Annotated in this window: 19 protein-coding genes; 4 read left to right on the plus strand and 15 right to left on the minus strand. The window is 67.3% G+C overall.

The window, feature by feature from the left end; all coding sequences use genetic code 11:
* Positions 1–89 precede the first annotated feature (89 nt).
* Both IB257_RS20220 and metF read left to right on the plus strand, forming a co-directional pair.
* Complete coding sequence (locus IB257_RS20220; RefSeq protein ID WP_006389784.1) at positions 90–425, plus strand: phage holin family protein; 336 nt, start codon at positions 90–92, stop codon at positions 423–425.
* Complete coding sequence (gene metF, locus IB257_RS20225; RefSeq protein ID WP_054456999.1) at positions 425–1273, plus strand: methylenetetrahydrofolate reductase [NAD(P)H]; 849 nt, start codon at positions 425–427, stop codon at positions 1271–1273. Before IB257_RS20220 ends, metF begins: the two co-directional genes overlap by 1 nt.
* A gap of 69 nt (positions 1274–1342) precedes the next feature.
* Here the strand turns inward: metF and IB257_RS20230 are convergent, their stop codons facing one another.
* The 12 genes from IB257_RS20230 to IB257_RS20285 form a co-directional block, all read right to left on the minus strand.
* Positions 1343–2317 (minus strand): tripartite tricarboxylate transporter substrate binding protein, encoded by a 975-nt coding sequence (locus IB257_RS20230; protein WP_192492719.1) that lies wholly within the window; start codon positions 2315–2317, stop codon positions 1343–1345.
* A 25-nt stretch (positions 2318–2342) separates the two neighbouring features.
* Entirely contained in the window at positions 2343–3500 is a 1158-nt protein-coding gene (locus IB257_RS20235) for a CaiB/BaiF CoA-transferase family protein (RefSeq protein ID WP_192492720.1), read from the minus strand.
* Positions 3501–3502: 2 nt separating this feature from the next.
* Positions 3503–4357: a CoA ester lyase gene (locus IB257_RS20240; protein ID WP_192492721.1), complete on the minus strand. Its 855-nt coding sequence runs from the start codon at positions 4355–4357 to the stop codon at positions 3503–3505.
* 26 nt (positions 4358–4383) lie between these two features.
* The gene (locus tag IB257_RS20245; protein WP_054456992.1) at positions 4384–4836 is read right to left on the minus strand and encodes a MaoC family dehydratase; all 453 of its coding nucleotides are present in this window, start codon (positions 4834–4836) and stop codon (positions 4384–4386) included.
* Positions 4837–5137: 301 nt separating this feature from the next.
* Positions 5138–5905, minus strand: a complete 768-nt coding sequence (locus IB257_RS20250) for an IclR family transcriptional regulator (protein ID WP_192492722.1) — start codon at positions 5903–5905, stop codon at positions 5138–5140.
* Positions 5906–5962: 57 nt separating this feature from the next.
* The gene (locus IB257_RS20255; protein ID WP_119450164.1) at positions 5963–6961 is read right to left on the minus strand and encodes a tripartite tricarboxylate transporter substrate-binding protein; all 999 of its coding nucleotides are present in this window, start codon (positions 6959–6961) and stop codon (positions 5963–5965) included.
* Positions 6962–7281: 320 nt separating this feature from the next.
* The gene (locus IB257_RS20260) at positions 7282–7887 is read right to left on the minus strand and encodes a DUF3800 domain-containing protein (protein WP_225589048.1); all 606 of its coding nucleotides are present in this window, start codon (positions 7885–7887) and stop codon (positions 7282–7284) included.
* Positions 7888–8234: 347 nt separating this feature from the next.
* Positions 8235–9098 carry a proteasome-type protease gene (locus IB257_RS20265; protein WP_054456984.1) on the minus strand — a complete coding sequence of 288 codons (864 nt, stop codon included), beginning with the start codon at positions 9096–9098 and terminating at the stop codon, positions 8235–8237.
* A gap of 55 nt (positions 9099–9153) precedes the next feature.
* Positions 9154–9957, minus strand: a complete 804-nt coding sequence (locus tag IB257_RS20270; protein ID WP_054456981.1) for a transglutaminase family protein — start codon at positions 9955–9957, stop codon at positions 9154–9156.
* A gap of 13 nt (positions 9958–9970) precedes the next feature.
* The gene (locus IB257_RS20275) at positions 9971–10942 is read right to left on the minus strand and encodes an alpha-E domain-containing protein (RefSeq protein ID WP_054456979.1); all 972 of its coding nucleotides are present in this window, start codon (positions 10940–10942) and stop codon (positions 9971–9973) included.
* Between the two features lie 2 nt (positions 10943–10944).
* The gene (locus IB257_RS20280; protein WP_054456977.1) at positions 10945–12378 is read right to left on the minus strand and encodes a circularly permuted type 2 ATP-grasp protein; all 1434 of its coding nucleotides are present in this window, start codon (positions 12376–12378) and stop codon (positions 10945–10947) included.
* Positions 12379–12776: 398 nt separating this feature from the next.
* A complete protein-coding gene (locus IB257_RS20285; RefSeq protein ID WP_054456975.1) occupies positions 12777–13451 on the minus strand; it encodes a 5-formyltetrahydrofolate cyclo-ligase in 675 nt (224 codons plus the stop codon).
* Between the two features lie 115 nt (positions 13452–13566).
* Here IB257_RS20285 and IB257_RS20290 point away from each other — a divergent pair, with 115 nt between their 5' ends.
* Together IB257_RS20290 and IB257_RS20295 are read left to right on the plus strand one after the other, a co-directional pair.
* The gene (locus IB257_RS20290; protein ID WP_192353129.1) at positions 13567–15717 is read left to right on the plus strand and encodes a lytic transglycosylase domain-containing protein; all 2151 of its coding nucleotides are present in this window, start codon (positions 13567–13569) and stop codon (positions 15715–15717) included.
* A complete protein-coding gene (locus IB257_RS20295; protein WP_192492723.1) occupies positions 15714–16814 on the plus strand; it encodes a CCA tRNA nucleotidyltransferase in 1101 nt (366 codons plus the stop codon). Before IB257_RS20290 ends, IB257_RS20295 begins: the two co-directional genes overlap by 4 nt.
* Before the next feature lie 55 nt (positions 16815–16869).
* Here IB257_RS20295 and IB257_RS20300 read toward each other — a convergent pair whose 3' ends face one another.
* From IB257_RS20300 to IB257_RS20310, 3 genes are all read right to left on the minus strand, one after another.
* Complete coding sequence (locus IB257_RS20300) at positions 16870–18057, minus strand: class I SAM-dependent methyltransferase (RefSeq protein WP_054456968.1); 1188 nt, start codon at positions 18055–18057, stop codon at positions 16870–16872.
* An 89-nt stretch (positions 18058–18146) separates the two neighbouring features.
* Positions 18147–19946 (minus strand): DEAD/DEAH box helicase, encoded by a 1800-nt coding sequence (locus IB257_RS20305; protein ID WP_054456966.1) that lies wholly within the window; start codon positions 19944–19946, stop codon positions 18147–18149.
* A gap of 277 nt (positions 19947–20223) precedes the next feature.
* Complete coding sequence (locus tag IB257_RS20310) at positions 20224–20985, minus strand: uracil-DNA glycosylase (protein WP_175213009.1); 762 nt, start codon at positions 20983–20985, stop codon at positions 20224–20226.
* Between the last annotated feature and the right edge of the window lie 111 nt (positions 20986–21096).

Here is a 21096-nt window from a genome sequence, read left to right on the forward strand (position 1 = left end):
ATGCCGGCGCGGGCTTTCCGGTCCGCAGGACCCCTGTCGCGTACGTATCGCCGCGGCAGGGCCGGCGGGCTCACAACAGGAGATCGAACATGGCATTGATACTCGTCTGGATCCTGAACGCGGTGGCCCTGCTGGCCGTGGCCTACCTGCTGCCCGGCATCACCGTGGCCAGCTTCGGATCGGCGCTCATCGCCGCGCTGGTGCTGGGCCTGGTGAACATGCTGGTCAAACCGGTGCTGGTGCTGCTGACACTGCCCATCACGATCGTCACTCTCGGTCTCTTCCTCATCGTCATCAACGCCTTGTTGTTCTGGTTCGTCGGCTCCGTGCTGAAGGGCTTCCAGGTCAACGGGTTCTGGTGGGCCGTGGGCGGTGCGATCCTGTACAGCATCATCTCTGGCCTGCTCACGAAGCTGATCCCCTAATGTCTGACTCGACTACTCCCGCTTTCAGTCTGGAATTCTTCCCTCCGCGCGATCTGGCCGGCCAGGAGCGGCTGGTGCGCGCGGCCAAGCAGATGCTGGCCATCCAGCCCAAGTACGTCAGCGTGACCTTCGGCGCGGGCGGCTCCACCCGCGCCGGCACGGCGGACGCCGTGCGCACGCTGCGCAACCTGGGCTGCGAGGCGGCGCCGCACCTGTCGTGCGTCGGCGCCACGCGCCAGGATCTGCGGGACATCCTTCAGGCCTACAAGAACGAGGGCGTGCGGCGCGTGGTGGCCCTGCGCGGCGACCTGCCCTCGGGCATGGGCGGCGATGCGGGCGAACTGCGCTACGCCAACGAGCTGGTGTCGTTCATCCGCGAGGAAACGGGCGACTGGTTCCACATCGAAGTGGCGGCCTATCCCGAAATGCATCCCCAGGCGGCCAATCCCTCCGCCGACCTGAACCATTTCGTGAACAAGGTGAAAGCCGGCGCCGACGCCGCGATCACGCAGTACTTCTTCAACGCCGACGCCTACTTCGACTTCGTCGACCGGGCCCAGGCCAAGGGCGTGAACGTACCTATCGTGCCGGGCATCATGCCCATCACGAACCACACGCAACTGCTGCGCTTCTCGGAAATGTGCGGTGCGGAAGTGCCGCGCTGGATCCGCCTGCGCCTGGCCGAGTTCGGCGACGACAAGGCCTCCATCCGCGCCTTCGGCGTGGACGTGGTGACCGAGCTGTGCCAGACGCTGCTGGACAACGGCGCGCCGGGCCTGCATTTCTACACCTTGAACCACGCGGAAGCGCCGCTGGCGGTGTGGAAGGAACTGTCCGTGCAGGCGTAACAGGCTGCACCCGCCAGAAAGGCCAAGCCCACCCGCGAGGGTGGGCTTTTCTTTGGGCAAGCCCGCCGCTTACTCCGGCTGGATGCCCGCTTGCCGGATCTGCTGGCCCCAGGCGTCGTACTGGCTGCGCACGAACTGCTGCAAGGGATCGCCGGTAGCCAGATCGGGCTCCATGCCCATGGCGCGCAGCTTCTCCTGGATCGCGGGTTGCTGCATCGTGGCCGTCAGTTGCTCGGACCACCACTTCGCCGCCTCGGGCGCCAGGCCGCCGGGGCCGGCCACGCCGATCCAGCCGGTCAGGTCCAGGCTGCCCATGCCCAGTTCCTGGGCGGTGGGCACGGCCGGCAGGATGGTCGAACGCTTGTTGGAAACCAGGGCCACGGCGTTCAGGTTCTTGGCGCGGATCTGCGGCAGCACGGCCCCCAGGTCGGCCGCCACGAAATCGATGCGCCCGCCCAGCAGGTCGGTGATGGCGGCCGGTTGGCCCTTGTAGGGCACCGCCAGCACCTCGGCGCCGGCTGCGCGGCTGAACGCCGCCGCCACCACCTGGCCCGTGCCGGAGCCATAGCCGCTGGTCACCGAGTTCGGCTTTTCCTTGGCTGCCGCCACCAGTTGGCGCGCGTCGCCATGCTGGCCGGCGGCGCGCGTGACGATGACCACGTCGAAGCGCACCACACGCCCGACCTGGGTGAAGTCCTTCATGGCGTCATAGCGCTGGAAGGCCTTGGACAGGTAGGGGCCGGACGAGCTGGTGGCGCTGGAACTCGGCATCATGGTGTAGCCGTCGGGCGCGGCCCGCGCCACCGTGTCCACGCCCAGCACGCCCAGCGCGCCGGGCTTGTTCTCGACGATGATCTGCGCGCCGGTGCGGGCGCGGATATCGTCCACCACCACGCGCGAGACGTTGTCGATGGTGCTGCCAGCGGGAAAGCCGACCACGAAATGGATGGGCTTGTCCGCCTGCGGATAGCCGGGGGCTGCGCCTGTCAGGGACGGCAGGCACAGCGCGGCGGCGATCAGGGCGGATCGGATGTTGTTTTTCATGTCTGTCTCCTCGTGCTTTGGAACCTTAGGACGTCCGGCCGGCCTGGGCTTCCGCCAGGATCTCGGCTGTGTGTTCGCCCAGGCCGGGCGGATGCCGCCGGATCTCGGCCGGCGTGCGGCTGAAGCGGACGGGCAGGCCCGCCTGGATCAGGCGCCCTTCGGTGGGGTGCTCGGATTCATGCCAGAAGCCGGTGGCCCGCAAGTGCGGGTCGGCCAGCAGTTCCTCGAAGCCGTTGACCGGCGCATAGGGGATGTCGGCGGTCGCCAGCAGTTCGATCCATTGCGCGGTGGTGCGCTTGCCCAGCACGCCTTCGACGTAGCTGTACAGCTCGGGAAAATGCTTGCTGCGGCTGTTGAGCGTCAAGTAGCGCGGGTCCTGCGCCATCTCGGGGTTGCCGGCCAGCGCAAAGAAGCGCTGCCATTGCGGCGTGGTGTAAGGCACCACGCTCATGTAGCCGTCCTGCGTGCGGAACGGGCGGCGGTACTCATTGAGCAGGCGCGTATAGCCCGCCGGCCCTTCGGGCGGCACGAAGGTCAGCCCCGCCAGATGTTCCGGCGCCAGGAAGGCCACCATGCATTCGAACATCGGCACTTCCACGGCCTGGCCGCCCGCGCCGCGCTCGCGCGCCAACAGGGCGCTGGTGACGGCGTTGGCCACGTACAGCGCCACCACCTTGTCGGCGACCACGGAATTGACATAGCGCGGCGCCTGCTCGCCCGCGCCGCCCTGCAGCCAGGCCATGCCCGACGCGGCCTGGATGGTGTCGTCGATGGCGGCGCGTCCCGCGTAAGGGCCTTGCTCCGAATAGCCATAGCAGGCGCAATAGACCAGTTCGGGAAAACGGGGCTGCAGCGTCGCGTAATCCAGGCCCAGGCGGCGCATCGCCGGGGCGCGCATGTTGGAGATGAAGACGTCGGTGCCGCCGATCAACGCGTCCAGTTGCGCACGGCCTTCGGGGGTCTTGGCATCGATCACCGCGCTGCGCTTATTGCGGTTCAGGTTCAGATGGGTATGGCTCATGGCGGCATGGCGCTGGGGGGTGACGTGACGGAACACGTCGCCCTCGGCGGATTCCACCTTGATGACGTCGGCGCCCATGTCGCCCAGCATCTGGGTGGCCATGGGCCCCATGCCGACGCTGGTCATGTCGACGACGCGTATGCCGTGCAGTGGTCCGGGCATGTTCAGTCCTCCCCCAGCAGGCGGCGCGCCAGGCGCAAGTGCGGGCGGTCGATCATCTTGCCGTCCAGCCGCAAGGTGCCCGCGCCCGGGTTGGCGGCGAAGGCGGCAATGACCGCGCGGGCCCATTGCAATTGGCCGTCGTCCGGGCTCAGCGCCGCGTTGACCGCGGCTACGTGGCGCGGATGGATGGCCATCTTGCCGACGAAGCCGTCGCGAAAGGCTTCGCCGGCCTCGGCTGCCAGAACCTCGGGCGCGTCCAGGTCGACGCAGACCGTGTCGATGGCGCGCACGCCGGCCGCGGCGGCCGACATCAGGCACAGCGAGCGCGCCAGACGGAAGGGCTCCGTGTAGCGGCCCGCCTCGCGGTTGCGCAGCGCGCCGACGTCGGCGGCCAGGTCTTCCGCACCCCAGGACAGCCCCCACAGCCGCGGCGTGGCGTCGCGGTAGTCGTGCAGGCTGAACAGGGACTGCGCAGTCTCGGTGACGATGGCGAGGATGCGTGTGACGCCAGGGGCCGTGCCGGCCGTGGCCTCGAAGGCGTCCAGATAGTGCGACAGGTGCAGGAGACCATCGCGGCCGGCGCATTTGGGCAGCACGATGCCGTAGGGGGTGGCGGGCATCACGGCGGTCAGATCGGCCAGGGCGTCGCCGCCCTCCAGCGCGTTGATGCGCACCCATAGTTGTTTGCCTGCCGCGCCGCGTTCCAGCATGGCGCGGACTTCCTTGCGCGCAGCAGGCTTCTGGTCCGGGGCGACGGAGTCTTCCAGGTCCAGGATCAGGGCATCGGCGGCGCTGGCGGCCGCGTGATCGAACTTGCGCCCGGAATCGCCGGGCACGAACAGCAGGGAGCGGGTCATCGTGGTCCTCCTGGACGGCGGCAAGCTCAGGCCGGACGCTTGCGCATCAAGGCCGAACGCTTGCACGTGGCCACGACTTCGTCGCGATGGTTCAGCGCGGTGTGCTCGAACTCGACGATGCCCGCGTTGGGGCGCGATTTGCTCTCGCGCACCGACAGCACGCGGGTGTGCACATGCAAGGTGTCGCCAGCGAAAACCGGCTTGGGGAAGTTCACGTCGGTCATGCCCAGATTGGCCACGGTGGTGCCCAAGGTGGTGTCGTTGACCGTCATGCCGATCAGCAGGCCCAGCGTGAACAGGCTGTTGACCAGGGGCTTGCCGAACTCCGTCTGCGCGGCGAAATGCGCGTCCAGATGCAGCGGCTGCACGTTCATCGTCAGGGAACTGAACAGCACGTTGTCCATTTCGGTCAGGGTGCGGGTCCAGGCATGCTCGAACGCCTGCCCGGGCGAAAACTGTTCGTAATAAAGGCCAGCCATGTTCTTTCCTTCATGTAGAGAGCGCCGGGGTATTGGCCCGGAATTCGAGCGGCCGCTACCGGTAATCCCGATCCGCGTTCTTACTCTTGAACAAAAGTTTATATTCATGAACGAAGGCGGGCAATGGTTTTGCCTAGTCGTAAACCCGCAGGAGCCTGCGCAGCCGCAGAGGACGCAGGCGCGCGCCGCCAGCGCGGGTGACGCGGCGGAAAGCAGGAAGGGGAGGTAAAGGCGCGGCCGCCAGGCGCCTCTTGGGGCAGCCAGGCGGCCGGAGCGGCGGAAGCCCTTTTAGGGGCTGGCCTTAGTAGGCAGTCACGGCGGGCGCCGGGCTGTCCAGGCGTTGCGTGAGTTCGCGGCCGGCGGCAAGCAAGGTCTGGCCGATGAGGTCGGCGCGGGAGGCGGAACGGTCCAGCGGAGCGCCCACGACCAGCGCCAGCACGGCGCCGTACAACACCAGCGGCGCGGCAACCGACAGGGTATCGGCCTGATGCTCCGCCAGATTGACGTGCCAGCCGCGCCGGGCTTCGGAATCGATCAGCTGCAGCAGTTGCTTGTGGGTCTTGACCGTCTTGGTGGTATAGCGGTCCAGGGGCAGGCGCGCGACCAGCGCCTCGCGTTCGGCAGGCGGCATGGCGCCCAGCAGGGCACGCCCGGAGGCCGATGCATGCAGCGGTTTTTGCTGGCCGACCCTGGCCGTGAAGCGCACGATGCGTTCGGGCTCGGCCACGTCCAGGTAGACCACCTGGTCGCCCGACCGTTGCGCAAGGATCAGGGTCTCGTCCAATTCGTCGCGCAGCGCCTCCAGCGTGGGCCGGATGCGTGTGGTCAGCTGGTCATGCTCGGCCACCGTGCGGGCCTCGTTCAGCCAGCGGCGAGTGAGGTAATAACGGCCCGCAGTCTGATGCGCGTAGCCGTCGCCTTCCAGCGTGTCCAGCAAGGCCAGGCAGCTGGACTTGGGGATGCCCAGTCCGGCCGAAAGCTGCGACAGCGTGGCCGGCGCCCGCGTCGCGGCGAAGAATTGCAGGATGTCCAGGACGCGCCTGGCGCTTTTTACGTCGTTCGTACTCATGCACGCGAATATATATTCATGAACGGGCAGCAGCAACCGCCGCCGCCCGCCGCGCCATCAGTCGGCGTACACCCCCGCCTTGCGGATGATGCCGCCCCATTTGTCGACCTCGGATTGCAGCCAGGTCTGCAGGCCTTGCGGCGTCTGCTTGGATTCCGGCACGATCTCGGCGCCCAGTTCCGCCATCTTCTGCGTGAAGGCAGGATCCTTCAGCGCGGCGCGCAGGGCCTCGTTGAACTTCGCGACGGCTTCTGGCGGCGTGCCCTTGGGCGCGTAGACGCCATGCCACACCTTGACCTCGAAGCCCTTCAGGCCGTTCTCCTGCAGGGTCGGCGCATCAGGCAGCGTCTTGATGCGCTCCAGCGTGGTGACGCCGTACAGCTTCACGCGGTCGGCCTTGATCTGCGGAATGGTCTGGGTGGTCTGATCGCACAGCACGTCCACCTGGCCGCCCAGCAGCGCGGTCATCGCCGGCGCCGTGCCGGCATAGGGCACGGTGGTGAACTGCACGCCCAGCGATTCCTGCAGCAACATGCCGCAGAGCTGCGACACCGCGCCCAGCCCGGCGTTGGCCAGGTTGATCTTGTTGCCGTTTTCCTTGGCGTACTTGATGAAGTCCTTCATGCCGTCCGCGGGCAGGTCCTTGCGGCCCAGCAGCGTCATGGGCACGTCGGCCACCTGGCCGACATAGGCGAAGTCCGTCAGCGGGTTGAATGACAGCTTGCGGTACAGCGCCGGCGCGGTGGCCATGCCGTTATGGTGGATCAGGAAGGTGTAGCCATCGGGCGCGGCGCGCGCCACGTGCTGGGACGCCAGCGTGCCGCCCGCACCGGTGCGGTTCTCGATGATGATGCTTTGGCCCAGCGTCTTGGACATGGACGCGCCCAGACTGCGCGCCACGACATCGGTCGGCCCGCCCGCTGCGAACGGCACGACCAGCGAAATGGGATGGTTGGGATAGGCGCCTTGCGCGCCGGCGGTGCCAGAAACCAGGCAGGACAGGGCCAGCATGGGCCATGCTGCACGCTTGAGGGCGCGCGCGTAGATAGGGGGCATGTCTCGCTCCTTGTGGTGTTGTCGGGGCCCCCAAGGCAAAGCATGACGGCCGGACACCAGTGTGGCGCGACAGCGCCCGGATGAGAATTCGCGGTTCCGCAAGCCGGGTTTCGGCTGCTGGAAAGGAGGGTTTACGCGGAAGGCGATATGAGCGGGGGATTTTCCTGCTCTTCCTGCGAACCGAGTCCGCTGCACGGGAGGGCTGCGGCTTGCACGCGGTCATGAAAGTAACGGTGAAAAATCTCCCAGCCCCTGTACTGCGCGGACGCCACCTGGAAGGCGCACAGCCGGCCCACCAAGCTGCAGATCCAGTCAGCACATTAAAGGGTCTGGAACAGGTGGCTCTCACCTTGAATCAGCGGCTCGACCAGCGTTCTGCATCGGTCGGTGGCATCTTCGAACATCGCCAGCGTGCAGGCTTCGACATTCATTTCGCGCCATCGGCTGCCCGCCTGTTGCTCGTCGATCAAAAGCATGAAGGTGGCCTGCCTTGCCGAGAAAAAGCGATCCGCGCGCCGGACTATGCGTAGCAATTGCTGCTTGAAGATCTCCGCGGGTTGATGCGATGCCGCGTCTGTTGTCTTTTGCTCGCCGCTGTAAATCACGTGTCCGCCAATCTGTCTGATCCGGTTCAGCAAACGCCCCGTTGCGGTCCGCAACTGCTGGTACTTTTCAACATTCCGGACGGTATAGAGTTGCGCGCCCTTCTTTTCCCAGCGGTACGCAGGTTGGTCTTGCCGTTCCAGTTCGAACTTCAATAGATGGCATTTCAGTTTGTAGAAGTAGATGGCGAATTCGCGCACGGATTCAACAGGCAGGACCAACCCCCCGAAGCCGAACACCGGGCTTGTCCGGTGCTTGTCGTGATCACGAGAGACGAATGGGCCAATGTGGCCGAACTCGTCCAGATACATGACGTAATGCATGACGTAACCCTTTGTCCGACACGTGGCTTGCATACGAATCGAAGCAGTGTAGGGCGCGGGAGACGGCTGGCTTTCCTTCAGTGAATGGAAAGATCGCACCCAAATTCAAAATGGCAACGATTCATGCCGCACAAAAACACGAAAGCCCGCAGCAATGAATTGCGCGGGCCTCGGAAGGTGGGCATATGGCGTGCATATACGTTGAAGAAACTGTAAAGCAGATTCCGGTCGTGCTGCAAGGGATCAAGGCGTCCGGAACACATAAATGCGCGCGGAAGCCTGCGGTATCAGACGGAGTCCCGGGTTCTGGCCTGGGAGGCTTGGCATGTTCCTGCCGGAAACCGCCCCTAGTTCGCCTGATCCTTCCCCGGATCTTCAGCCAACACCTGCGGCGCCGGATAGTTCGACACGGGCGCATCCATCGGCTCCGCGCGCAGCGGCTGGTGCACGCGGCTGGGAGGGACCAGCGAATCGGGCGAGTCGGGATTGGTCCACAGCGGGTCCGGGATCTCGGCGAAGACCTGGCGCAGGCGTTCGCCCCAGGTGCCGCGGATCATGCGGAAGTACTCGTTGTGCTCGTCGATGCTGGCGAAATGCGTGACGCGCAGCGAGTGCGTGTCGTAGACCAGCAGGTCCAGCGGCAGGCCCACCGAGATATTGGAGCGCAGCGTGGAGTCCATGGAGATCAGGGCGCACTTGGCCGCTTCGTCCAGCGAGGTGTCGGGACGCAGCACGCGGTCCAGGATGGGCTTGCCGTATTTGGCTTCGCCGATCTGGAAGTACGGGCATTCCTGGCCGGCTTCGATGAAGTTGCCGGCCGAATACACCTGGAACAGGCGGCAGCGTTCGGCGCCGATCTGGCCGCCGAAGATCAGGTTGACGTTGAAGTCCACGCCCTGCTCGCGCAGGGCCGGGGCTTCGTGGTGATAGACGGAGCGCACCGCGGCGCCGACGCGGCGGGTGGCCTCGAACATGTCGGGCGCGTTCCAGACGGTTTCGCCGCCTTCGTCGTGCTGGCGCGCCAGCGCGTTCAGCACCGCCTGGCTGACCGCCAGGTTGCCCGAACTCATCAGCACCATGACGCGGTCGCCCGGGCGCTCGAACACGGTCATTTTGCGGAAGACGCTGATCTGGTCGACTCCGGCGTTGGTGCGGGAGTCGGCCAGGAATACCAGGCCGGAATCAAGGCGGGCTGCGACGCAGTAGGTCATGATCAGAATTAGGGAAAACCACGCCGCATTGTATTGCGGCGCGGCTGGCGGGATGTTACTGCTGGGCGCTGGTCTGGACCTGCACGCTGACCTCCATGGATTCCTGGCCGCCGCCGCTGCGCACGCCGCGCACCGGCGAAGCCGAGTCGTAGTCCCGCGCCACCGCCAGCCGGCAATGGCAGTCCGAGGCGAACTGGCGGTTGGTGATGTCCACGCTGGTCCAGCCCACGTCGGGCAGCCAGACGTCGGCCCAGGCGTGGCTGGCGGCGTGTTCGGCGGTGGTGTACAGGTAGCCGCTGACGTAGCGCGCGGGCACGCCCAGGCCGCGCACGCAGGCCAGGAAGAGGTGGGCATGGTCCTGGCAGACGCCGTGGCCCATGGCCAGCACCTGGTTGGCGGCGGTGGTGACATCGGTGGTGCCGGGCTCGTAGGCGACGCGGTCGCTGACCGCGGTCGCCAGGGCCAGCACGTCGTCCGGCGTATGCAGACCGCCCGGCAGCGCGTCGCGCACGAAGGCCATGACGGTGTCGTCGGCCTGGGTCAGCGGCGTCTGCACGCAATAGGCGTGCACTGGCAGACGGCTGTCCTCGCTGCCCAGCAGGCCGCGTTCCAGCGGCGCCACCAGCACTTGCCCGACCACGCGCAGCTCGATGTCGGTGTGCGGCTGGTTGAGCGTCAGCGTATGCGTGATGTTGCCGTAGGCATCTACCTGCTTGTCCAGCTCGCCGGGCGCTTCGATGTGCCAGCGCAGCACGCGCTGGTGTTCGTCGTCGCGCGGGGTCAGCCGCAAGGTCTGGATGCTGTAGGTGACCGGGGCGGTATAGCGGTAGTGAGTGACGTGGGTGATGATCTGTTTCATTCCGGTCTCCGGTCTAGGCCGACAGCGGCACCAGGAAGTCCTGGCTGATCCGGTTGCCCAGATCGTTGATGCGGTCGAGGAAGTGCTCCAGGTACTGGTGCAGGCCGCTGTCCAGGATGTCCTCGACGCGGCCGTATTGCAGTTCCGCGCACAGCATGCCGGCGCGCCTCTCGGTTTCGGTCGAGCGTTGGTTGGAGACGCGCGCCAGGTCGTCGGCCACCGCGCGCATCGAGGCCAGCAGCGATCGCGGCATGTCGCCGTGCAGGATCAGTAGCTCGGCCACGCGGTCGGGGGTGATGACGTCGCGATATACCTTGCGGTAAATCTCCAGGCCGGACACCGAGCTGAGCAGCGCCGACCAGCGGTAGAACTCGCTTTGCAGCGCCGCCGCGCCGGCTCCCTCGGTTCGGCCATCGTGGCCGTTGGACCCGCGTTCATGGAACTTCACGTCCAGCATTCGCGCGGTGTTGTCGGCGCGTTCCAGGTGCATGCCGATGCGCAGGAAGTACAGGGCCTCGTCCTCCAGCATGGTGCCGATGGTGACGCCGCGCGCCAGGTGCGAACGGAACTTGACCCATTCGAAGAACTCGCCCGGGTTGCGTTCCAGCAAGCCCGTGTGCAGGTGCTTGAGCAGTTCCAGCCAGGTGGTGTTGTAGGTTTCCCAGACCTCGGTGGTGAGGCTGCCGCGCACGGCGCGCGCGTTCTCGCGGGCGGCGCGCATGCAGGAATAGATGGACGAGGGGTTCTCGGGATCGCGCACCATGTACTGCAGCACGTCGTGCGGCGAGATGGAGGCGTACTTGCTCTGGTACAGGCCTTGCAGCTCGGAGATGCGCAGCACGCCCAGCCACGAGCCTTCGCGCCGCTGCGCGTCCTGCGGCAGCAGCGACATCTGCAGGTTCACGTCCAGCATGCGGGCGGTGTTTTCGGCGCGTTCGGTGTAGCGGCACATCCAGAACAGATTGTCGGCGGTTCGGCTCAGCATGTTCAGTCCTCCTCCAGCACCCAGGTGTCCTTGGTGCCGCCGCCCTGGCTGCTGTTGACCACCAGCGAGCCCTCGGTCAGCGCCACGCGGCACAGGCCGCCCGGCACGGTGCGGATGTCCTTGCCGCACAGCACGTAGGGGCGCAGGTCCACATGGCGCGGCGCCACGCCCGATTCCACGTAGGTCGGCACGGTGGACAGCGCCAGCGTGGGCTGCGCGATGTAATTGGCGGGGTTGGCGCGCACGCGGTCCTTGAAGGCCTCGACCTCGGCGCGCGAGGCCGACGGCCCCACCAGCATGCCGTAGCCGCCCGAGCCATGGACTTCCTTCACCACCAGTTCGTGCATGTGGGCCAGCACGTGCGACAGTTCGTCCGGCCGGTTGCAGCGCCAGGTGGGGACGTTGGACAGTATCGGCTCCTCGCCCAGATAGAAGCGGATCATGTCGGGCACGTACAGGTAGGTGGACTTGTCGTCGGCGATCCCGGTGCCGATGGCGTTGGCCAGCGTCACGCGGCCGGCCCGGTACACCGACAGCAGGCCGGGCACGCCCAGCGCGGAATCGGCGCGGAACGACAGCGGATCGAGGAAGTCGTCGTCCAGGCGGCGGTAGATCACGTCCACCTTGCGCGGCCCCTGCGTGGTGCGCATGTAGACGGTGTTCTGCTCGACGAACAGGTCCTGGCCTTCGACGAGCTCCACGCCCATCTGCTGCGCCAGGAAGGCGTGTTCGAAGTAGGCCGAGTTGTACATGCCGGGCGTCAGCACCACCACGGTGGGATCGTCGCCGCCGTGCGGCGCGACTTCGCGCAGGTTGTCGAGCAGCAGGTCCGGGTAGTGCGCCACCGGCTCCACCTTGATGCGGCCGAAGGCGTCGGGCATCAGCCGCATCGACATCTTGCGGTTCTCCAGCATGTAGGACACGCCGGACGGCACTCGCAAATTGTCTTCCAGCACATAGAACTCGCCCGCGCCCGCGCGCACGATGTCCACCCCGGCGATGTGGCAGTAGATGTCCTCGGCCACGTCCACGTCCTGCATCTCGGGGCGGTACTGGGCGTTCAGGAATACCTGCTCGGCGGGCACCACGTCCGCGCGCACGATGTCGTGCCCGTGATAGATGTCGTGGATGAACATGTTGAGCGCGCGTACCCGCTGCTTCAGGCCGGCTTCCAGCAGACGCCATTCGGCGGCGGGGATGACGCGCGGGATCAGGTCGAAGGGGATCAGGCGTTCGGTGCCGGCCGCGTCGCCCGCCACCGAAAACGTGATGCCGACCCGGCGAAAGCTCAGGTCCGCTTCCAGGCGGCGCGCGGCCATGGCCTGCGCGGACTGCTCGTCATGCCAGCGCTCGAAAGCCTGGTAGTGGGAGCGTATGCCGCCGGCGCTGTCGCGCATTTCGTCATAGGCGGCGGGACGGGATGATCTGTCCTTCATGGCTCCTCCGGTACAGGTGCCGGCAGCCGGCTCGCGCACGGCCGCCGTCCGGCCAATGTCCGGCCGGTTGCAATGGATTAAGCAACCCGCATGCCAGCCTGGCCGGCACGCGCGGGGGGCGCCCCTGAGGACCAATATCCTCCGAAGGGCGTTGCGGCGCCATCGCCGCGGCGGCTGAGGCCAGGGGATGGCGTGGGCGCCAGGCGCGGATTGGCCGGGGCTGGCGGGTGGATCGGGGTCAGCGGGGCTGGCGCGGAAATGCTTGGCCAGGGGAACGGGTGGGGCGGCGCTGCCGAAGAAAGCGCACGGAAGTGCGCGGGCGCTGCTAGGCCCGGCGGCAGTCCCTATGATAGGTCGTGCACCGTATTGGTGCAAACTGGTGGAGCAGAACTGGTGCGTCAGTTCATGCGGAAGCTGTGCAGCGTGGTGCCGCTGGTGCCGCCTTGTTCCAGCGGCGCCTGGGGCACCCAGCCGTCCTGGGTCAGTACCGCGTCCAGCGGGAAGTCGTGGGCGGCGGGTTCATAACCGGCGTCCAGCTCGCCGCAGCTCCAGGCGATGCCGATGGCGATGAACGGGTGGCCGCGGTCGCGCAGCGCGGCCAGGGTGCGGTCGTAATAGCCGCCGCCATAGCCCAGGCGGTCGCCCTGTTCGGTGTAGCCCAGGGTGGGGACCAGCACCACGTCGGGCAGCAGTTCGGCGCCGGCGACGGGTTCCTGGATGCCGTAGGGGCCGGCACGCAATTCGGCATCCGGCGTCCAGGGCAGGAAGGCCAGCGGGGCATTGCGTTCGCGCACCACGGGCAGGGCCACGGTCACGCCGTTCTCGACCCATTGTTCTAGCAGCGGGCGCAGGTCCGGTTCGTCGGCCATGGGCCAGAAGGCGGCCACGGTAGCGGGCGCGGGGCGGCCCGCGCGCACGGCCTCATCGCGCGCCACATTCAGCCAGGTGAACAGGCGCGCGCGCATGAGCAGGCCGCCGCGGCTACGCTGGTCTTCCGGCAGTTCGGCGCGCAGTTTCCGCAATCGCGCGCGTAGCGGTACTGCGGTATCCTCTGGAGTATTTTGCGTAGTCATGCGGTGGCTGTAAGAGGGATGGACAAATGATGGCGAATGTGCGGACGCATGCGGACGAACAGGTGGATTGCCGGCATGCTGGCGTACGGCAAGGCCAGTGTATGAGGGACAGGGCATGACACAGACTCTGCAACCCGGACGGTATCAGAAAACCGCGCGGAAATCCGGGTCCGCCGCCGCCACCGAGGCCGCTCCCGGCCTGCGCCGCTGGCTGCCGCTTCTGGCGCTGTTCACCGCGGCCTGTGCGCCGGTGGACGCGCAGCAGCGCAGCGCGTCGGTCAACACCCAGCCCCAGCCTCAGCCCGCCGTTCAGGCCGCGCAACCCGCCATTTCCGTGCCGCCCGCGGTGCTGGCCGGCCTGCCGCCGACTTCCCAGACGCCCGCGCTGGCCGCCGTGGTTGCCGCGCGCGAAGCCATGAACCGCAAGCAGTGGTCCGTGCTGGGCGCGCTGGTGCCGCAGGCCAAGCCGGATCCGCTGGGCATGTACCCCGAATACTGGCTGCTGCGCTACCAGTTGTGGACGCCTCCCGCCACCGGCCGGCCCACCGCCGACCTGCAGAAGTTCATCAGCGGCAATTCCGACGCCTACCTGGCCGATCGCCTGCGCGGCGACTGGTTGCTGGCCGCGGCCCGCAGCGGAGACTTCGAAACCGTGCGCAAGCTCGCGCCCGTGAAGAACAGCAATGCGCAGATCGAGTGCGCCATCCTCGATGCCAAGCACATGACCGGGCAGCGCGCCACGGCGGCGCAGGCCGCGGCCGTGTTCGCGCCGGGCGGCGCCTGCTGGGCGCTGTACGACCAGCTGGTCGCCGACGGCATCATGGGTTGGGAGCAATTGGAACCCCAGCTGCGCGACGCCATCGAAGCCAACAAGACCGCCGACGCGCGCAAGTTCGCGCAGTACATGTTCGAGCCGGGCGACCTGAAAACCTATGACCAGCTCATGAAGGACCCCATGAAGTGGCTGACGCGCCAGAGCCGTCAACCCGTGGGCCGCAACGAGAAGGAACTGGTGACGATCGCCTTGGCGCGCCTGGCGCGTTCCGACGTCAGCGTGGCGGATTCCTACCTGCGCCGCGAATGGGGCAAGTCCGGGGACTGGTCCAAGTCCATGGCCAAGTCGAACCTGGCCTGGGTCCGCGGCCAGTACGCGCTGGTCGCCGCGCTGAATCTCGACAGCCGCGCGGACGACTGGTACCACGAGGCCGGCCACATCCGTATGACGGAATACAACGCCGCCTGGAAGGTGCGCGCCGCCTTGCGCCAGCCCAAGATCGACTGGAAATGGGTCATGGAATCCATCGACCAGATGCCCGCCTCGCAGCAGGCCGATTCGTCCTGGATCTACTGGAAGGCCCGCGGCCAGGCCGCGCGCGGCAACAAGGAACAGGCCGCCACCGCCTACGCCAGCATTGCCGACCGCTTCGACTTTTACGGCCAGCTGGCCGCCGAGGAACTGGGCCGCCGCATCACCGTGCCGCCGCGCCCCGCGCCCCTCAGCGACCAGGAAATCACCGAGGCCCGCGCCAACCCCGGCCTGCGCCGGGCGATCCAGCTCTTCCGCCTGGGCTGGCGCGCCGAAGCCGTGCCGGAATGGAACTTCACGCTGCGCGGCATGAGCGACCGCCAGCTGATGGCCGCCGCCGAACTGGCGCGCGCCGAGAACATCTACGACCGCGTGGTCAACACCTCCGACCGCACGGAAAAAGAGTTCGACTTCAGCCAGCGCTTCATCGCGCCCTTCGAAGGCCGCGTCACCGCCAAGGCCAACGCCATCGCGCTGGATCCGGCCTGGGTCTATGGCCTGATCCGCCAGGAATCGCGCTTCATCATGGACGCGCGCTCGCACGTCGGCGCTTCCGGCCTGATGCAGCTGATGCCGGCTACGGCCAAGTGGGTCGCGGGCAAAATCGGCATGAGCAACTTCACGCCCGACAGCGTCAACGACTTCGACACCAACACGGAACTCGGCACCAACTACCTGAACATGGTGCTGCGTGACCTGAACGGTTCGCAGATGCTGGCCAGCGCAGGCTATAACGCCGGCCCGCGCCGTCCGCACAACTGGCGCTCGACCTTCACGCATCCAGTGGAAGGCGCGATCTTTGCCGAGACCATCCCGTTCAACGAGACGCGCACCTACGTCAAGAACGTGATGTCCAACTCGGTGTATTACGCCGCCATGTTCACCGGCCAGCCCCAGTCCCTGAAGGAACGCCTGGGCAACATCGTGCCGCTGGGCGCGGAAAGCACTTCGATCCCATGACGCGGGATCCGGCCACGGACGGCCTGCAGGTCTATATCGTGGGCGGAGCGGTGCGCGATGCGCTGCTCGGCCTCCCCCCCGGCGACCACGACTGGGTCGTGGTTGGCGCCACACCCGAGGACATGGCTCGCCGCGGCTTCGTGCCCGTGGGCGGCGATTTCCCCGTGTTCCTGCATCCGCGCAGCAAAGAGGAATACGCGCTGGCGCGCACCGAGCGCAAGTCGGGGCGGGGCTACAAGGGCTTCACGTTCTATACGGGCGCCGACGTCACGCTGGAAGAGGATCTGCGCCGTCGCGACCTGACCGTCAACGCCATCGCGCAGAAGCAGGACGGCGAGCTGGTTGATCCCCTGGGCGGGGCCGCCGACGTGCGCGACCGCATCTTCCGCCACGTTGGCGAGGCCTTCGAAGAGGATCCGGTACGCATTCTGCGGCTGGCCCGGTTCGCGGCGCGCTTTGCCGATTTTTCCGTGGCGCCCGAGACCCTGGCGCTGTGCCGCCGCATGGTCGAGGCCGGCGAGGCCGACGCGCTGGTGGCAGAACGGGTCTGGAAGGAATTGTCGCGTGGCCTGATGGCGGCGGCGCCGTCGCGCATGCTGGGCATCCTGCAGCAATGCGGCGCGCTGGCCCGCGTGATGCCCGAGCTGCAAGGGGTGGAACAGACCGCGGCCGACGTGGATCGCGCGGCCGCGCAAGGCCTGTCGCTGCCGGGCCGCTATGCCTTGCTGTGCCGGCTGACGCCTGAACGCGACGCCATGGGCCGCCGCCTGCGCGTGCCCACGGAATGCAACGATTACGCGCGGCTGTTGCCGGAAGTGTTGGCGGGGCTGGACGCGGTGGAGCAAGGCGCCGATCCCGCGGACGCGCAACTGGCGCTGATGGAGCGCGCCGATGCGCTGCGCAAGCCGGAACGCTTTCTGGATCTGCTGGATGCGGCGGCCGTGCTGCGCTCCGTGGACCGAGCGGCTTGGCAGTCGCGCGTGGCGGTCGTACGCGGCGTGGATGCTGGAGCCATCGCCAAAGCTTGCGCCGGGGATCCGGCGCGTATCAAGGAGCAGGTGCGCGCCGCGCGCCTGGAGCGCCTGCGGGCGCAGTGATTCCGCTATGGATCTGAAAACGTGGCGGCCATGCCTATGAGGCCGCCACGCGTTCCTACAGCTTGCCCAACCGGTCGCCGCGCGAGAACCCTGCCAGCGGTTCGGTGATGCCGCGTCCCACCGCCAATACCTTGAACAGTTCGCCCATCTCCGATTCGGACAAGAGCTTCTGCACGGGCGCCACGGCTTGCGCGTATTGCTGCACGTCGCTCGGATCCAGTTGCGCCAACAGATCCATCAGCCCCGCATTCATCAGGAAGCGGGCCTGCGAGGTATAGCCCAGGACTTGCATGCCGGCCTCGAGCGCGGCATCCGCCATGGCGGTGAAATCGACGTGCGCGGTGATGTCCTGCAGGCCCGGCGCGGTGAACGGATCGCCGTGGGCGTGATGGCGCAGGTGGCACATGAGCGTGCCGCCGGCGCGCTGCGGATGGTAGTACTCGCTGCGCGGAAAGCCGTAGTCCAGCAGCAGCGCCGCGCCGCGTTCCAGCCAGCCGCCCATGGCGGCGATCCAGGCTTCGCCTTGCAGGTTGATCTCGGACACGTAACCGGGCAGGGCCGGCATGCGGGCGGCGACAGCGGCGGCTAGCGCCGGCGGCGCCGGGCGGTCTTCCCAGACGAAGCCTTGCGCGGCGTCCACCGCCACGCCGCGCTCCAGCACCTCGCCCGTATCGCTCCAGCGGAAGATCGACACCGGCATCGCGTCCAGTACTTCGTTGGCCAGCACGCAGCCGGCAAAGCGCTGGGGCAGCGCGTCCAGCCATTGCACGCGCTCGCCGAATGCCGCCAGCCTTTCAGCCTGGCGGGCGCGCAGGTCGGCCGACACTTCCAGGATCAGGTAGCGGGTTTGATCCAGGCCCATCGCATCCAGTTCGCGCAGCACGCCTTCGGCCAGGGCGCCGGTGCCGGCGCCGAATTCCAGCACGGCGTCGGTCTGCGTCTGGCGCAGCACCTGGGCGGCCTGGCGGGCCAGCGTGCGGGCGAACAGCGGCGTCAGCTGGGGCGCGGTGACGAAGTCGCCGGCAGGCGTGCGGACGTCGCCGTCGGCCTCGGCCAGCTTGACGTTGCCGGCCGCGTAATAGCCCAGCCCGGGCGCGTACAGAGCCTGCGCCATCCAGTGGTCGAACGACAGCCAGCCGCCATGGGCGGCGATGGTGGCGCGCAGATGCGCGGCAGCGGCTGCGCTGTGTTCCTCGGCGGCGGGAGTAAGGGCGGGCAGGTTGGCGGGGGCGGATCGTTGCATGGTCGGGCGGTGCGTGGACAAGCGGTCATTTTCCCAAAAAACAAACCCCGCGACAGGCGCGGGGTTTGTGTTGGGTTCAAGCGGGCGGATTAGCCGCGGCGGTCAGCCGACTTGCCGAAGCGCTTGGCGGGGCCGCCGGGGCGCTTGTCGAACGAGGGCTTGCCACGGAAACCGCCTTCCGGACGGTCGCCGCCGCGGAAGCCGCCTTCACGCTGCGGACGGTCGCCGAAGCTGGGACGGTCGCCAAAGCTCGGGCGGTCGCCAAAGCTGGCGCGGTCGTTGTAGCTGGGGCGCGAGTCGCGGTCGCCGCCACGGAAACCGCCTTCACGCGGGCCGCGCTCGCTGAACGGGCGGGCATCGCGCTGGGGGCGGTCGCCATAGCTGGGGCGGTCGCCGAAGCTGGGACGCGAATCGCGGTCGCCGCCGCGGAAGCCGCCTTCGCGCTGCGGACGGTCACCGAAGGGGCGGTTGCCCTGGTAGCCGCCTTCACGCTGCGGACGGTCGCCGAAGCTCGGACGATCGCTGAAGGAACGGGCCGGGCGGTCGCCGAACGGGCGATTGCCTTGGTAGCCGCCTTCGCGCGGGCCGCCCTCGCGGTTGCCTTGATAGCCGCCTTCACGCGGCTTGAATTCGCCACGCGGGCCGCCGAAGGAACGGCCTTCGCGGTTGCCCTGGTAGCCGCCGCCGGGACGCTTGCCGAACGGCTTGCCGCCACGCGGGCCGGCGCCGCCAGCCGAGGGGCGCGGGGTGCGCTTGGGTTCCAGGCCGGCGATCACTTCGGGGGTGATCGATTGGCCGATGTAGTGCTCGATGCGGCGGACCTTATGGCGCTCGGAATGCGTTGCCAGCGTGAAGGCCAGGCCGCTGCGGCCGGCGCGGCCGGTACGGCCGATACGGTGCACGTAGTCTTCGGCTTGCATCGGCAGGTCGAAGTTGACGGCGTGGCTGATGCCTTGCACGTCGATGCCGCGGGCAGCCACGTCGGTGGCGACCAGGATGCGCAGTTGGCCGCGCTGCAGTTGCGACAGCGTGCGGGTGCGTTGGCGCTGGTTCATGTCGCCGTGCAGGGCGGCGGCGGCAAAGCCTTGGTCGGCCAGGCGGTCGGCCAGATCGTCGGCGCCGCGCTTGGTCGACGTGAAGACGATGGCCTGGTCCAGCGAGGCGTCGCGCAGCACGTGGTCCAGCAGCTGCATCTTGTGGCTGGCGTCGTCCGCGTACAGCAGGCTTTGCGTGATGTTGGTGTGCTTTTCCTTGGCGCCGGCGATCTCGATGCGCTGCGGTTCGCGCATCATGCGCGAGGCCAGCTTGGCGACGGTGCCGTCCAGCGTGGCCGAGAACAGCAGCGTCTGGCGGCCTTCCGGCAGGCGGCTGACGATGGTCTCGATATCTTCGATGAAGCCCATGTCCAGCATGCGGTCGGCTTCGTCCAGCACCAGCGTGTGCACGGTGTTCAGTTTGACGCGGCCCGAGTTCAGGTGGTCGATCAGGCGGCCGGGGGTGGCGACCAGCACGTCCACGCGGCGCGACAGCGCCTTGAGCTGCGCGCCGTAAGGCATGCCGCCCACGACGGTGGCGGTGCGCAGGTCGGCCAGCTTGCGGCCGTAGGTGGCGGTGGCGTCAGTGACTTGCAGGGCCAGTTCGCGGGTCGGGGTCAGCACCAGCACTTGCACGCCGACGCCCTTGTTGGCGGGCATCTGGGCGATGCGGTGCAGGGCCGGCAGCATGAAGGCCGCGGTCTTGCCGCTACCCGTCTGCGAGGACACCATCAGGTCGTGGCCAGCCAGCGCTTGCGGAATGGCCGAAGCTTGGACGGGAGTGGGGGAGGTGAAGCCAGCGTCTTGAATGGCCGACAACAGAGCGGGCGCAAGACCCAGGTTTTCGAAAGACATTACTTTCCCTTGCCGCAATCAATGCGACGCAGTGCTTGGTCGGGCCAGGGGATTAGGCGGCCGGATCCAGGCGACGGTTGATGGAGCATCGTGCCGACCGAATCAACCGTGCGCGTGGCGCGTTCTCGTGTACTGAGTGGAACGCAGGGCGAAAGGAAAGGAGGTCAGGAATCGATGATGTTCGGCATGGGGCCGGGGCTGTGTCACCCGGCAGACTGCGAAAATTTCCGCTAAATCAAGGCGGTAAATGCCGAACTCGTTTTGTGCAGTGCGGCGATCATAACCCGAATTCGCCCTGCATGGGAATTATTTTTTTGTCCAGCTCCCAATCAATAGGGTTTTTCCCTTGGTTGGTCAGCCACTGATTGGTGGCCAGGAAGTGGCCGCAGCCCAGGAAGGGTACTGGGGGCCTTCTGGCGGACAGGGGCGAGGGGTGGTTGGACATCAGGACCAGGTGGCCGCTGTTGTCCGGGAGCAACGCCCGCTTGGCCTGGGCATGCGCGCCCCACAGCATGAAAACCTTGGGCGACGGGTCGCGCGCGACCAGCGAGATCAACGCGTCCGTCACCGTTTCCCAACCGCGCTTGGCATGCGAGGCCGGCTGGCCGTCTTCCACGGTCAACGCGGTGTTCAGCAGCAGCACGCCCTGTTCCGCCCAAACGCTCAGGTCGTTGCCGGCCGGCACGCGTGTGCCCGGAAACTCCTGGGCGATTTCGTTGAAGATGTTGCGCAGGCTGGGCGGCCGCTTGCAGTCGTCCGGCACCGAGAAGGCCAGCCCCTGGGCCTGGCCCGGCCCGTGATAGGGATCCTGCCCCAGGATCACCACGCGCACGTCCGACGGCTCCAGGCCGTGCAGGGCGCGGAAAGGCGTGGCCGGATAGACCACCGCGCCTTCTTCCAGGCGCTTGTCCACATGGGCGATTACGCCGGCCAGCGCGTCGGCCACGGCGCGCGTCTCGAAAGCGACTTTCCAGGCGGAGGAGAGCTGCGCGGCCTGAGTGGCCAGGGAGGAGTGGAGTAGGCGGTTGTCCTGGTGCATGGGCGCAATTGTGGCACAGCCTTCCGAGGACGCCGGGCGGGGCATTGAGGGCCGAAAAAGCGCTCTTCTACTGTCAACTATCAGAATTTTCTGGTGCGGAACGGCCTGCCA

Source organism: Achromobacter sp. ACM03 (genome assembly GCF_014851665.1).
GTDB classification, from domain to species: domain Bacteria; phylum Pseudomonadota; class Gammaproteobacteria; order Burkholderiales; family Burkholderiaceae_B; genus Achromobacter; species Achromobacter aegrifaciens.

What these genes read in the sequence shown, in the direction of transcription:
- IB257_RS20220 (WP_006389784.1), top strand. Translation starts at nt 90, where the DNA reads ATGGCATTGATACTCGTCTGGATCCTGAACGCGGTGGCCCTGCTGGCC.
- metF (WP_054456999.1), top strand. Translation starts at nt 425, where the DNA reads ATGTCTGACTCGACTACTCCCGCTTTCAGTCTGGAATTCTTCCCTCCG.
- IB257_RS20230 (WP_192492719.1), bottom strand. Translation starts at nt 2,317, where the DNA reads ATGAAAAACAACATCCGATCCGCCCTGATCGCCGCCGCGCTGTGCCTG.
- IB257_RS20235 (WP_192492720.1), bottom strand. Translation starts at nt 3,500, where the DNA reads ATGCCCGGACCACTGCACGGCATACGCGTCGTCGACATGACCAGCGTC.
- IB257_RS20240 (WP_192492721.1), bottom strand. Translation starts at nt 4,357, where the DNA reads ATGACCCGCTCCCTGCTGTTCGTGCCCGGCGATTCCGGGCGCAAGTTC.
- IB257_RS20245 (WP_054456992.1), bottom strand. Translation starts at nt 4,836, where the DNA reads ATGGCTGGCCTTTATTACGAACAGTTTTCGCCCGGGCAGGCGTTCGAG.
- IB257_RS20250 (WP_192492722.1), bottom strand. Translation starts at nt 5,905, where the DNA reads ATGAGTACGAACGACGTAAAAAGCGCCAGGCGCGTCCTGGACATCCTG.
- IB257_RS20255 (WP_119450164.1), bottom strand. Translation starts at nt 6,961, where the DNA reads ATGCCCCCTATCTACGCGCGCGCCCTCAAGCGTGCAGCATGGCCCATG.
- IB257_RS20260 (WP_225589048.1), bottom strand. Translation starts at nt 7,887, where the DNA reads ATGCATTACGTCATGTATCTGGACGAGTTCGGCCACATTGGCCCATTC.
- IB257_RS20265 (WP_054456984.1), bottom strand. Translation starts at nt 9,098, where the DNA reads ATGACCTACTGCGTCGCAGCCCGCCTTGATTCCGGCCTGGTATTCCTG.
- IB257_RS20270 (WP_054456981.1), bottom strand. Translation starts at nt 9,957, where the DNA reads ATGAAACAGATCATCACCCACGTCACTCACTACCGCTATACCGCCCCG.
- IB257_RS20275 (WP_054456979.1), bottom strand. Translation starts at nt 10,942, where the DNA reads ATGCTGAGCCGAACCGCCGACAATCTGTTCTGGATGTGCCGCTACACC.
- IB257_RS20280 (WP_054456977.1), bottom strand. Translation starts at nt 12,378, where the DNA reads ATGAAGGACAGATCATCCCGTCCCGCCGCCTATGACGAAATGCGCGAC.
- IB257_RS20285 (WP_054456975.1), bottom strand. Translation starts at nt 13,451, where the DNA reads ATGACTACGCAAAATACTCCAGAGGATACCGCAGTACCGCTACGCGCG.
- IB257_RS20290 (WP_192353129.1), top strand. Translation starts at nt 13,567, where the DNA reads ATGACACAGACTCTGCAACCCGGACGGTATCAGAAAACCGCGCGGAAA.
- IB257_RS20295 (WP_192492723.1), top strand. Translation starts at nt 15,714, where the DNA reads ATGACGCGGGATCCGGCCACGGACGGCCTGCAGGTCTATATCGTGGGC.
- IB257_RS20300 (WP_054456968.1), bottom strand. Translation starts at nt 18,057, where the DNA reads ATGCAACGATCCGCCCCCGCCAACCTGCCCGCCCTTACTCCCGCCGCC.
- IB257_RS20305 (WP_054456966.1), bottom strand. Translation starts at nt 19,946, where the DNA reads ATGTCTTTCGAAAACCTGGGTCTTGCGCCCGCTCTGTTGTCGGCCATT.
- IB257_RS20310 (WP_175213009.1), bottom strand. Translation starts at nt 20,985, where the DNA reads ATGCACCAGGACAACCGCCTACTCCACTCCTCCCTGGCCACTCAGGCC.